The following is a 13,113-nucleotide window of genomic DNA, read 5'->3' as shown; positions in this document are numbered from 1 at the left end:
AAAGAGAACCGTGGAACTTCGCACCTTTGATAGCGAAGGTTAGCTTGGGCATACAGTAGTAGAAAGGCCAGATCGAGCGATTAAATTGGTGGCCGTAATGGCCAATTTGTGCCCTTTATTTGTACTTTTTTGGGCAAGCAAAAAAGTACAAGAAACGAGCAGATGAACATTGAATCGAACTATTGAGGAATCAAATTGCTCCCCGGTTAAAATTTAGTCGGACAATAATGATAAAAATTGTTCAAATAAATCTTCCGATATGAAAAAAATCACCTTATACATCGCAACGATGTTATTACTCGTAGCTTGTGGACCGACATTGAAAGTTACACATGATGTAAACTCGAATGCCGATTTCTCCAAGTTTAAAACATTCGCTTTATATAATCCTACAGGCGATGAGAGTCCTATCAGCGAGATGAACCGCAACAGGGTTAAATCGGCTATCATAGCAACGATGATGGCTAAGGGTTATACTGAAGCGGATACCTCCACGGCTGATTTGTTGGTAAACCCGGTAGCGATTACGAAAGAGGGTAAAAGCGTTACTGCTAATACTGATTATTACGGTTACGGCGGCTTTTACCGCCCGTATTATTGGGGTGGTATGGGTATGATGTCCAGCAACACCACTTTTTCTGTTGATAATTACATCGATGGTTCGCTTATTATCGATGTTATTGACCGCGGTAAGCGGGAGTTAATTTGGGAAGGTGTTGGGAATAGCGAAATTGACGGACCAATTAAAGATCCCGATACCAAAATACCGAAAGCTATTAGTAAGATCATGGCTACACTGCCTCCAGCTAAATAATTTTTCTTGATTATACGAAACTATTGAATGTTCGAGAATGACTTTGAGTAGACGTTTGAGTTAGATGCAAACTCATATTAATAACCTGGTAAGTATTTCTATATTTGCCGGGTTTTTTGTTCTTTATCCAGGTATGTCCTGGTATTTTATCATGGCAACAAAGGTGCGGGTTGTTTTTTTGCCGGCGGGTGCATTGTATTGCAGTTGTTAAGCATTTTCCGCAGCTAGCAATGTTTTTTTAGCATTGACCGGATTATAAGTTATTATAGTTAAAATTAGGAGGAAGGTAACACTTAATATTCGCGGAATGTAAATAACTTGTTAATGATAGGTGTAAAGTGATCTCTTTCTTATTATGGCTGTTATAGCTTTATACTAAAAGTATCATTGTTGTACGACTAAAATTGCTTTAAATTTACTTGAAGTCCTTACCTGGTCAAGGATATAAGCGAATGATGATCTATTCAACCCGGCCAACAAACCGTAGAACTTCGTACTTTTAATAGCGAACGGTAGCTGGGTCATACAGTAGCACAAAAGCTGGATAGAGCGATCAAATTGGCGGCCGTGATGGCCAATTTTTGCCCTTTTTGATACTTTTTGGCAAGCAAAAAGGTTCCAAAAACGAGCAGATGAACATTGAATCGAACTTTTAAGGCGATTATAATTTTTTTCATTGAAAATTTAGTCAGACAATAATGTATAAATTTGATGAAAACGTTTTTATGAATGTATTATTCATCGTAATAGCTCAATATAAAGGCTACGTCCTAGATAAGACGTAGCCGTTCCTAAGCATAAACAAATTAGCAATCATCAAATCTTTGCTAATAAGCAAAGCTCTTATACCGTTTAATTTTTGTACTGTACTTGTTACTATTATTGACCAATATAGAGTCCTATGTTAAATGAGAAACTCTTAAGATTATTGATATCAAACAAACTGTTTTTGTTTGTTGCGAAATTGTAGTTTGCACTTAGTAGGAATCCCCAATTATTGCTTTTGGGATGTATTAATACACCTATCTCCGGTCTTACCGCGAATCCCCAGTTGTACTCATCTGTAACAAATATGTTGTAATAAATGTCTTGCTCACTATATTGTGCGCCGACACCAACACCTGCATAGGGAGTTACCGCGCTGTTGTTATTAAAATAATAATGGGCGGTTGCCAGGATGGGCACGGTGTATATGATGCGATCCATATCCGTTGTTATGGCAGCATTACCATCTTTGTAAGTGATCGTTTGCGTGGGGATGTACTGCTCGTATGAATTCCAACTTAACGAAACGCCGAATGAAACCGGCGCTTGGGATAAGAAATGACGGTATTCAAATCGCCCGCCTGCAAAACTGGTTTTGTCTAGAAAGTCATTGTTAGTGGGGATGCTGATTTCCCAGGATAACCCGTATAAATTACTCACCGGGTTAGTTTGCGCCTGTGTTGCCCTGTTTAGGAAAAACAAAACAACTATAGTAAGGAGAATTTTTTTCATGATGCAATGATTTTGGGTGAATTACTGGGCTGATAAGTAAGGAGATTGTGTGAAGGCTTGGTTTATACCATCTACTGCCAATTGCACGTTAGTTGAAGTAGAACCAAGTGCCCCGTTAAGATTTGCGGTCCAGGCAACATTTAGCTTCTGGTTTTCGTCCGCATTTTTAAGGTCTATCAATTCTACGATCACACTGCCCGTTGTAACTGAATAAGCAGTAGCCCAGGGGTAATAATAAGGATAATACCAACCCCAGTACCAAGGATCCCAATAACCCGGATAACCCCACCAATAACCTGGGTAAACGATGCCCACCGTAATGTCTTTGATCGCGATGGTGTTGATGCCGAGGTCTGGATCTTCATCCCTCTCTACGAATGTGTAGCCTCTGGCTTCCATGTTGCTCTTGATCGTTGCCACCAAGGTCTTCGCATTCTCATCAACTAGGATTGAATCATTTTTGTTTGCAGATAAGTATGCAATAGTATCAGAAATATAGAATGTACTATAGCTGTTAAACTGCGCTCCGGGGTCACGGTCTGTCTGTACCACGAAGTTTAAAGAAAGGTCGGAAAGATCAGGTTCTTTCCGGCAAGCGGTCATTAGTGCTACGGATAGCAATAGCAAAGCGGAGAATCTTTTCATAGCATCTTTTTTATCGTTATAGTCAATTGCAGTGTTGTGGCAATAATCACGACTAACTGCCATTTTAATTATGACAGCCTAATGGATGATGATAAATTGTGCTATGCTTAGAAAAAAATCGACTTACTTATTGATTTCTGGTCAATTGAATAAGATACAGGATTTCTACTTTACAATCATGGTTTGTTCTAACTGTTCAAGTGCTAACGATTCGTATTAATCAGTGTATTTTTCAGTGTTTGGATTATATAACAAGCATTTTTTAGAAAAGGTTTAAAAGGATTGAAAAAAAATGGATTTATATATAAACATTCGTTTTATGATAAAGGTTGAAATGTCAATTAAATTTTTTTTATACGCTGTTTAGAATGGTAAATTTAATAATAATAGAACCTTTTTTAAATTAAAGATATATGAAGATCTCGGTTGGGCAGTTTATTAAGATAGGGTGATTTAATAGATTTTACTGATCAAATGATTGATTACTAATATGGTATACTGGGTTTTATAAATGTTACCGCCGACTTGGAAATTTTTATTAAACCTTTGTGATCGTTTTACGTTTATATATGTAATCATTCCTTCGCATAACAAATTCTATACATCAAATTGGGTTCCACCAAGAAAATGTACTCAAAATGAGATGTTATAGAATATTCCTTTCTATCTCTTTATTAATTCTATTGCCTTTCCTCGTAAAAGGAGAGGAGTGGCCTTGTACGATCGCCATAAAAAACGGTAATATCGTAATCTACCAACCCGAACCCCAATCATTCAAAAATAATTTGCTATCTGCTATAGCCGCGGTATCGATTAATTTGCAAGGAAAAGATCCCGTATTTGGGGCAATTTGGATCAATGCGATGATGAGCACGGATAGGGATAGCCGCATGGTGACCTTGGAATCGTTAACCATTGGCCAAGTGAAGTTTCCCGATGGTGTTGATACGAGCAGGATGGATGAGTTCAAACATTTGCTTGAAACGGAATTGCCGAAACATAATTACGAGGTTGCACTGGATAAATTATTGGCCGAATTAGATCCTTCGGGTAATTACTCGGCCGATACTTATAAAAATGATCCCCCGAAAATTATTTTTGAAGAAAATACTTCCCTGCTTGTATTCATCGATGGTGATCCTAAATTTGAGCGCGATGAAAAATTAGGACTGGATAAACTAGTTAATAGTCCTTATTTCATGGTGAATTGGAAAAAGAAGCATTACTTGTATGTAGGGGGAAGGTGGTTTCAATCCAGCTCCGTAACTTCAGGTTGGACGTACGATAATCATCCCCCGAAACCTGTCAGTAAAATTGAACACGAATTAAATACCGGCGGCAACAAAATATCACCCATCCCCCTCGATTCGCTACCCAAGATCGTAGTAAGCCTGGTCCCGGCAGAGTTAATCCAGTCTAGCGGTAAGCCCAGTTTTGCGCCGGTAACAGTAGCGAACCTGTTATATATGTCTAATTCCAATGATAATATTTTTATGGATATCGCTTCGCAAGATTATTATGTCTTGTTGAGTGGACGCTGGTATAAATCAAAGGAGCTGCATGGAAATTGGGTATATGTTGATCCCGGTTCTTTGCCGCGCTCCTTCGCTCAAATTCCGGAAGGTAGTGCTAAAGATATCGTATTGGCCAGCGTTCCGGGCACGGAAGCGGCGAAGGAAGCAGTACTGGATGCACAGGTGCCGCAAACTGCGAAGGTTGAGAGGGATAAAGCTTCTACGAGTGTTAGCTACAACGGTGAACCAAAATTTGTTTCGATAGATGGAACGGACTTGTCTTATGCTGTCAATACCGCTTCTACTGTTTTGAAAGAGGGCGGGAGTTTTTATGCCGTAGACGATGGTGTCTGGTTTGTGTCGAATAGTGCTAAAGGGCCTTGGCAAGTTGCCACTTCCCGTCCAACTGATGTTGATAAAATTCCGCCGAGTGTACCGGTATATAATACGAAGTATGTTTATATATACGATGTAACTCCAAGCGTAGTATACATGGGCTATACTCCCGGTTATACGGGTTGCTACATAGCGGGGCCAACCGTAGTATTCGGTACGGGATATCCTTATTCTCCTTGGTATGGCGGGGCTTATTACCCCCGCCCGGTGACTTGGGGCTTCGGGATGTCGTATAATCCTTGGACCGGCTGGAGTATGGGCTTCGGCGTGAGCGTCGGGTTTTTCCATTTTGGCTTCGGCTACAATTTCGGTGGCGGCTGGTGGGGGCCACCGGTTTATCGTCCACCGTTCTGTTACCCGTATTCACATGTTTATGGGCCCAGGCCGGTAGTGGTCAATAATGTTCGGATCAACAATTTTAATAACAACGTATTGAATAACCGCAGCGGCAATATTTATAATAATAGAAATGATGTAATCAGCCGTAATAACCGTGTGGGCCCCGGCAGGAATACGGGTGTGGTAAATCGTGCAGACCGCCAGGGCATTAGCAATAGGGCTGGCCAAGGGATACGCGATGATATTCATGTTGATCAAAGGGGCAATATTTATAAACGTACTGAAAATGGTCAATGGCAGCAAAGGCAAAACAACCAATGGAATGCACCCGGTGGAAATATGAACAGGCAACAGCTGGATCGCCAGTTTAATGAAAGGCAAAGAGGGCGACAGCAGGCGCAAAACTTCCAAAGGTTTCAAGGTAATAGAGGGGGGATGAACCGTGGTGGCGGATTTAGGAGAAGGTAATTAATTGGTACTGATGGCTAGATCAAAGTTGTTCTTTTGTTTTTTTTCTTGTTGGTTGATATTTTTTGATGTCAAGGGACAAGATTCATTAGGCCGGCAAGAATGGAAATTCAGCATAAAAGATTCTTTGGATAACGCGATCGATTTAAGTGATTGGATAATCAATGCAAAAGGGTTTGTTCCTGTACCTTATATCATTACTGAACCGGCTATCGGTTTTGGCGCGGCCATAGCCCCGGTATTTATGAAAAAAAGAACACAACCTCTATCAGTTTTGGAGCATGAGAATATAGCCAGGATACCGCCGGATATTACGGGCGCATTTGGCTTTTATACAGATAGTAAAAGCTGGGGTGTAGGGGCGGGAAGGAGCAGCACGATTATAAAGTGGAAGTTACGTTACAAGGTATTTGCCGGGTATTTAAATATGAATTTAAATTTTTATAAAACCATACCGGTTAAAGGGGAGGTTAAATATGGGGCCAATATAAGGTCAATCCCCGCCTTCCTTAGATTACAAAAGCAGGTGGGACTGTCTAACTGGTACATGGGGATGCAATATTTATTTGTAAAAACAAAAGCGAAGTTAGAGCAGTCAATATTGCCGGATTCATTGTTTAAGCCGAAAGAACTGGACAATACCAGCAGTATCCCCGGTATCTTGATTGAATATGATAAGCGTGATAATGTTTTTACGCCCAATAGTGGTATCAAGGCTCATTTTGACGCAAATTTTTCGCAGGAGTTCTTTGGCAGTGATTTCGATTATACCCATTTAAATGGATATATGTACGCATATCTTCCCCTGGGTAACCAGGAAAAGTGGGTCTGCGGTTTCCGCTTCGACATGCAACAGGTTTTCGGTGATATCCCGTTTTATTTTAAACCGGGATTGGATTTAAGAGGCATCCCCAGGGGGCGCTACCAAGGGAACACGAACATCTTGGTGGAGACGGAACAACGATGGAATGTAACACATCGTTGGAGCGCAGTTTTCTTCACCGGCGCCGGTAAAGCCTTCGATGCGTACGATGAATTTGGAGATGCCGGTTGGGAATATAATTACGGCACGGGTTTTAGGTATTTGCTAGCGAGGAAATTTAAATTATACATGGGAGCCGATATTGCGAAAGGGCCGGAACAATGGGGGTTTTATATACAATTTGGTAGCGCATGGTTAAAATAATTTACTGTTAATGATAAAGTGGAAATATGGCTTACTGTTGATCGTTGCTTCGATCTTCTGTTCCGAGTCTAAAGGACAAGCTTTAATTGCCCTACTGCTTGGCAACAAGGTGAAAAACGATAAAATACATGTCGGTATTTACCTGGGCGCTTCAACATCTTGGATTGCCAATGCACCGGGGCAAACCCCCAGGATCGGATTCGCAATCGGTGCATATACCACTTATGCATGGAAGGAGAACTGGGAAATCGCGATCGATATCGTGATGAAATCACCGAAAGGTGGAAAGAAGTTAGGGTACGGTGACTCATTTACTGTTCCTACCGATTCCATCTTCCACGGGGAGGAATTTAACCGTTTGCAAACATACCTGTCCTTCGCTCCATTGATCCGCTATAAATGGAACCCATCATGGGGGCTGGCCCTGGGACCATACTTTGCGGCAAGGATAAAATCTAAAGATGTATATACTATCCATGATGATAAGGTAGACCAGTCATATACATACAATAGCAAAAGTGATACCCACCTGGTAGATGTAGGACTATCATTCGATATGCAATATGTATTAATGAAAGGGAAGGGAATTAGAATTAATGCAGGCTTTAACCTGGGGTTGACAAACTTTTATAAGGATAAAGCCAAGACCGCATACCAGCGGCAGGTGTTGTTAGGGGTAGGAATACCCATCGGTCAAAAGTGATCCATTTTTATAAATTAAAATCTAGTATTATGAAATCTCTAAAATTCATTCTTCAAATTGCTTTTATACTCTTATTTGCCACGGATTATACCATGGCACAAGATTCCAAGACCATGTTGAAAGCTGAGAGAATTAAGAGCGACCAATTACCGCCCGAAGTGATCGATGCTTATAAAAAGAAATACCCCAATGCTAACCTGAAGCAAATAGTAAAAATTCCACTAAATGTTTACAAGGAGGATTGGCAGATCGATGAATTGGAGCATCCCGATGGATCAGAGCAGTTTTACAAACTTTACCTCACCGGTACAAATATGCACCTCGAAGCCTTGTATGACGCGGAGGGTAACTTGGTCCGCGCCAATGAAGTAGCAAAGAATGTTAAGATGCCTAAAAAGATTGGCGATTATGTTTATAACAATTATAAATCTTACCATGTAAAGAGCGATAAGGTTAAACGCCTCATCGAACCGAATGCCATCAATGCAGAATGGGAGATTTTGGTAGTAAAAGGAAAAGAGAAGAAAAGGTTACTGTTTGATACGGATGGGAATTTTGTTAAAGAAAAATAATGCACTTAATAAATTGATTTTACCATGACGCGTTTCATCTATTTTCAATATAGCCATTATTATTGGAAAACTCCCGGCGTGCTTTTCCTTGTGTTGCTGTTTTTCATGTCGTCGTGCATGGATGTGAAAAAGCAACCGGATAGTACTGCCGGGACTATCACTGGTACAACAAATATCGATCCTTTACCATCGTGGAATGAAGGACCGCTTAAGACTAATATATTAAACTTTGTAACGGAATCTATTGATAGTTCCGGTGAAAATTTTATAACGGTTGAAGACCGTGTCGCCGTATTTGATAATGACGGTACATTATGGTCGGAGCAACCGGTGTACTTCCAATTTTTCTTCGCAATGGACCAGGTTCGCGGGATGGCTGCCACGCATCCTGCTTGGAGTAAAACAGAACCATACAAATCCGTGATCAACCACGATTTAAAGTCCTTGATGGCGCAAGGTGAAAAAGGTTTGATGAAAATACTGGGTACGAGCCATTCAGGTATGACCAGTACCGAATTTGAAAACATGGTAACGAAATGGATCGATACCGCCGTGCATCCCCTGGAGAAAAAGAAATATAAAGACTTGGTATTTCTCCCGATGATTGAGCTGATCCGTTTCTTACAGGATCACGATTATACCGTGTACATCGTTTCGGGTGGAGAAACAGCATTCATGCGGCCATGGGTAACGGAGGCTTATGGAATACCGAGGGACCGCGTGATTGGCAGTAACCTAAAACTCGAATTTCAATGGCAAGGAGATGAACCCGTACTGATGAGATTACCTGCCGTCGAATTTAATGATGATGGTGTCGGCAAACCGATGTCGATCGACAGGATCATCGGCCGAAAGCCGGTAGCCGCATTCGGTAATTCGGACGGCGATTTGCCGATGTTGCAATGGACTGCTTCCAATCCCAAGTATAAAAGTTTAATGATGATCGTGCATCATACCGACAGTACCCGTGAGTTTGCCTACGACCGTGAATCGAAGATCGGTCGGTTAGATAAAGCATTGGATTGGGCTAAAGAACATCAATGGTACTTAATGGATATGCAGAAAGATTGGAAAGTTGTATATAAACCTTGATAGTATGAAGTATAATTTAAAGATATTGGGCATCGCGTGCAGCGCCGCTATATTAGCCAGTTGCCAAACAGGGCCAACAAAGGAGCAACAAGCAGCGGCGGCTATTTATAAAGATAGCACGATGTGCTGCGCCATTCCACCGAGAACGTTCGCAGCAAGAATGCATACCGAAGTAAAAGTTTCAGGAACCGGAACCGGGCTGGATGGCATGGTTTATATTCCGGCGGGTGCATTCGAAATGGGTACTAACGAAATGGAAGCCTATGAACAGGAAAGGCCATCTCATAAAGTTAGGGTCGATGCTTTCTGGATGGATAAAACGGAAGTAACAAACCGCCAGTTTAAAAAATTTGTGGATGAAACGGGTTACCTCACGGTAGCAGAAAGAATGCCGGATTGGGAAGAACTAAAGAAGATGCTTCCACCCGGCACACCGAAACCCAGCGATGAAGAACTGCAACCCGGCTCGCTCGTTTTCATGGCGCCGGATCATAAAGTGGGTCAAGATGATATCTCGCAATGGTGGAAATGGGTACGCGGCGCAAACTGGCAACATCCCGAGGGCCCTCGATCTAACCTCGAAGGACGATGGGATCACCCGGTGGTACAGGTTTCGTGGGAAGATGCAGAGGCATATTGCAAATGGGCAGGCAAAAGGCTGCCGACTGAAGCAGAATGGGAATATGCAGCCAGGGGTGGACTTAAATCTAAACGTTACGCTTGGGGGGATGAATTTTTGCCCTCGGGTAAATATTATGCGAATACCTTCCAAGGATCATTTCCTTACGGGAATGAAGACCTCGATGGGTTTGACGGAACGGCTCCCGTAATGAGTTTTCCTAATAATAATTACGGTTTATTTGATATGATCGGCAATGTTTGGGAATGGACAGCGGATTGGTATGATTATAACAGTTATAAAAAATTGAACAACGGAACAATTTATAGCAATCCGAAAGGTCCTGCTCACTCTTTCAATCCTGACGACCCTTACGCGAAAGAACGTGTTACGAAAGGAGGATCATTTTTATGTGCTGATAATTATTGCGTGAATTACAGGCCAAGCGCAAGGAGGGGAACATCTTATGATTCCGGTTCTTCTAACATAGGGTTCCGTTGCGTAAAGGATGATAATAGTGCCTCGCAAACACAACTAGCAAGTAATCAATAAAAAAATATTCGGGCACTCTTTGAAATGCTTACTAACCCGGGTTAAATAATACATTTCATAATGAGTAAATAGGAATTAGGGATGATACCCCGGGATAATTAATTATCCTGGGTTCTTTTAAACTTATTTATCACTTTATCTATATAAAGATCCTCATAACAATTGGAGTAATAATTGATATTTCGCATTAGAGTTGATCGTCCCCTCTTCGTTTTTACGAGGAGGGTTTTATTTTAAATAGCATCGATGTTCAGAACTTGGTTTTTGGACTTGCTAGTTCGAACTTCCAAACACAAGAGTTCTAAAACTTTATCCGGTCAAATAAAATAGCGTTTAACAAATAGATTTAGTATAAAAATATCATTGTTGTCCGACTAAAAATGCATCCAATTTACTTGGATTCCTTACCTAGTCAAGAATAAAAGCGAAGGGGGATCTATTCAGCCCCGCCAAGAAAACCGTGGAACTTCGCACCGTTGATAAGGAATGGAAGCTGGGCGATACAGTAGTACAAAAGCCGGATCGAGCGATCAAATTGGGGGCCGTAATGGCCAATTTGTGCCTTTTTTCGGTACCTTTTTTGGGCAAGCAAAAAAGCACAAGAAACGAGCAGATGAATATTGAATCGAACTATTGAGGGATCAAAAGTGCTCCACGGTTAAAATTGAGTTGGACAATAATGTTTAAATATATAAATAAAAATATACGCAACCGGATCATTTAGCCGCCTATTAAGGTAAAGATTGACTCTTAACCGTATTTTGGGTAATATTGTAGCCCGATATACGTAATTAAAGAGATGTATTAATGCCAATGCCAGGAAATCGAACAGCGCCGAATGAGCAGGAATTGCTGGCCTTAGTGGCCACGGGTGATGTACAAGCATTTTCACAGTTATTTGACCATTACAGGCCCTTTGTTTATACGAGCAGCCTTAGGATGACCGGTGAGGAAATGCTTGCGGAAGAGATTGTTCAAGATACCTTTCTAAAAGTATGGCTGAATAAAAACACGCTCACGGGGATTGAAAATTTTCAAGGCTGGCTATACAGGGTCGCGGCAAACCTAACCTTGAATGCCATTAAAAAAGAACGGTTACACCAACGAACGATCCAAGAATGGTTGGCGAATATTCATGATGGAGAGCATTACCATGGTATCGAAGAAGATGAGAGCAAGTTCCGGAATATCTTGAATGCAGCTATTATGCGGCTGCCCGCCAGGCAAAAGGAAACATATGAGTTGATCAAGCAGCAAGGCTATAAACGCGATGAAGCCGCCGCATTGTTAAAAATATCCCCGGAAACGGTAAAGTATCACCTGGATCAAGCTATGAAGAGCATCAGGGCTTATTGCATGGCACAAACCGATGGGGAAATCATCGCGATTTTATGCTGCTTAATATTATTTTCATAAATTTTTTTTTACATCCCCCCCAAATCGATCCTCGAGAATTGTCATTATATAAAGTAGCTTCCCAATTGGCTAAATTGGGACGATTAATATGGACAGCGTTAGAGAAATATATCAAAAAGCATTGAATGGCACCGCCACGGAAAGCGAGATGTACTTTTTGCGGAGCTGGATGGCGGAAGCTGAGCATGCAGAGGAAGCTAGGGCGCTTTTAGTGCGGTCTTTTTCAGAAGTTGAATCGACAGTTGATATGTCCGCAGGTAAAGCTCAAGCAATTCTCGAAGCGATCCTCGCCGCGGAAAAACAATCTAGCGGCGGAAAGTTGCGCAAGCTTTTACCCCGTTATTGGAAAGCGGCAGCAGTCATTGCTTTACTGGCTCTCGGCGGCTTGTATTATAATTGGCTTCAACAGAAACAACCTATTCAACCAATAGCCCGTGCCGTGCCTGTAACTGATATCGACCCGGCGCATCAAGGCGCCATCCTTACTTTGTCCGATGGAAGCGAGATTGTTTTAGATAGTGCGAAAAAAGGTATCCTTGCTGCTCAAAATGGGGTAAATGTGGTTTTAGATAGTGGACAATTATCTTATAATCCTACAGCGAATACCGAAAACGCAATAAGTTATAACATGGTAAATACTCCGAAAGGAAGGCAATTTTCCTTGCAATTACCGGATGGTTCCAAGGTATGGTTAAACGCTGCCAGTTCTATAAAATATCCTACCTCGTTCAATGGAAATCAGAGGTTGGTAGTGCTGAGCGGAGAAGCTTATTTCGAGGTGGCAAAGAATAGCAAAATGCCCTTCAGGGTAAATATTAATAACAAGGTTACTGTTGATGTTTTAGGCACCAGTTTTAATATAAATGCATACGGGGATAACGGCTCTATAAATACAACCTTGATAACCGGGGCCGTGGCTATTCAACGGGCATCAAAATTACAATCATCAGCCAACAAACGGTTTGTTCTGAAACCGGGACAAGCTGCGCAAGTTCCGTTACTACAATCATCGTCCGGGATCAATATTAACTATAATGCTGATATACGAAAAGCATTAGCATGGAAAAACGGCGCATTTAACTTGGAAGGCGCTTCTTTAAAAGATGTCATGAAAGAAGTAGAGAGATGGTATAATATAGAAGTTGTTTATGAAGATGGTAACGTGCCGGATATCTATTTCACCGGGGAAATGAGTCGCAATGTTAAACTCTCATCATTTTTGAAAGCCCTAAAAGAATGGCAGATTAATTATCGCCTGGAAGGCAACCGCCTGACCATCTTGCCATAGATAGGGCATTAC

11 protein-coding genes are annotated in these 13,113 nt (G+C 41.4%); 9 read left to right on the top strand and 2 right to left on the bottom strand.

Annotated features, from left to right (window positions below; all coding sequences use genetic code 11):
- Window positions 1–259: 259 nt before the first annotated feature.
- Window positions 260–814: a DUF4136 domain-containing protein gene (locus COR50_RS18945; RefSeq protein ID WP_098195448.1), complete on the top strand. Its 555-nt coding sequence runs from the start codon at window positions 260–262 to the stop codon at window positions 812–814.
- Between the two features lie 879 nt (window positions 815–1,693).
- On the opposite strand, the gene COR50_RS18940 is transcribed toward COR50_RS18945, so the two are convergent.
- Complete coding sequence (locus tag COR50_RS18940; protein WP_098195447.1) at window positions 1,694–2,311, bottom strand: outer membrane beta-barrel protein; 618 nt, start codon at window positions 2,309–2,311, stop codon at window positions 1,694–1,696.
- A 21-nt stretch (window positions 2,312–2,332) separates the two neighbouring features.
- On the bottom strand, window positions 2,333–2,956 hold the full coding sequence (locus COR50_RS18935; RefSeq protein ID WP_157761002.1) for a DUF4136 domain-containing protein: 624 nt from the start codon (window positions 2,954–2,956) through the stop codon (window positions 2,333–2,335).
- A 638-nt stretch (window positions 2,957–3,594) separates the two neighbouring features.
- Here COR50_RS18935 and COR50_RS18930 point away from each other — a divergent pair.
- The 8 genes from COR50_RS18930 to COR50_RS18895 all read left to right on the top strand — a co-directional run bounded on the left by COR50_RS18930 (window position 3,595) and on the right by COR50_RS18895 (window position 13,101).
- Entirely contained in the window at window positions 3,595–5,673 is a 2,079-nt protein-coding gene (locus COR50_RS18930; protein ID WP_098195445.1) for a hypothetical protein, read from the top strand.
- Window positions 5,674–5,686: 13 nt separating this feature from the next.
- Window positions 5,687–6,859 carry a BamA/TamA family outer membrane protein gene (locus COR50_RS18925; RefSeq protein ID WP_098195444.1) on the top strand — a complete coding sequence of 391 codons (1,173 nt, stop codon included), beginning with the start codon at window positions 5,687–5,689 and terminating at the stop codon, window positions 6,857–6,859.
- 10 nt (window positions 6,860–6,869) lie between these two features.
- A complete protein-coding gene (locus COR50_RS18920; RefSeq protein ID WP_098195443.1) occupies window positions 6,870–7,562 on the top strand; it encodes an outer membrane beta-barrel protein in 693 nt (230 codons plus the stop codon).
- A gap of 29 nt (window positions 7,563–7,591) precedes the next feature.
- Window positions 7,592–8,134: a PepSY-like domain-containing protein gene (locus COR50_RS18915; protein WP_098195442.1), complete on the top strand. Its 543-nt coding sequence runs from the start codon at window positions 7,592–7,594 to the stop codon at window positions 8,132–8,134.
- Between the two features lie 24 nt (window positions 8,135–8,158).
- Window positions 8,159–9,226 (top strand): HAD family hydrolase, encoded by a 1,068-nt coding sequence (locus COR50_RS18910; RefSeq protein ID WP_198405704.1) that lies wholly within the window; start codon window positions 8,159–8,161, stop codon window positions 9,224–9,226.
- 4 nt (window positions 9,227–9,230) lie between these two features.
- Complete coding sequence (locus tag COR50_RS18905; protein WP_098195441.1) at window positions 9,231–10,397, top strand: SUMF1/EgtB/PvdO family nonheme iron enzyme; 1,167 nt, start codon at window positions 9,231–9,233, stop codon at window positions 10,395–10,397.
- Window positions 10,398–11,210: 813 nt separating this feature from the next.
- Window positions 11,211–11,813: an RNA polymerase sigma factor gene (locus tag COR50_RS18900; protein WP_157761001.1), complete on the top strand. Its 603-nt coding sequence runs from the start codon at window positions 11,211–11,213 to the stop codon at window positions 11,811–11,813.
- Between the two features lie 88 nt (window positions 11,814–11,901).
- The gene (locus tag COR50_RS18895; protein ID WP_098195439.1) at window positions 11,902–13,101 is read left to right on the top strand and encodes a FecR family protein; all 1,200 of its coding nucleotides are present in this window, start codon (window positions 11,902–11,904) and stop codon (window positions 13,099–13,101) included.
- Window positions 13,102–13,113: the final 12 nt, after the last annotated feature.

Source organism: Chitinophaga caeni (genome assembly GCF_002557795.1).
GTDB classification, from domain to species: domain Bacteria; phylum Bacteroidota; class Bacteroidia; order Chitinophagales; family Chitinophagaceae; genus Chitinophaga; species Chitinophaga caeni.
This window is presented reverse-complemented; position numbering and strand designations above follow the sequence as displayed.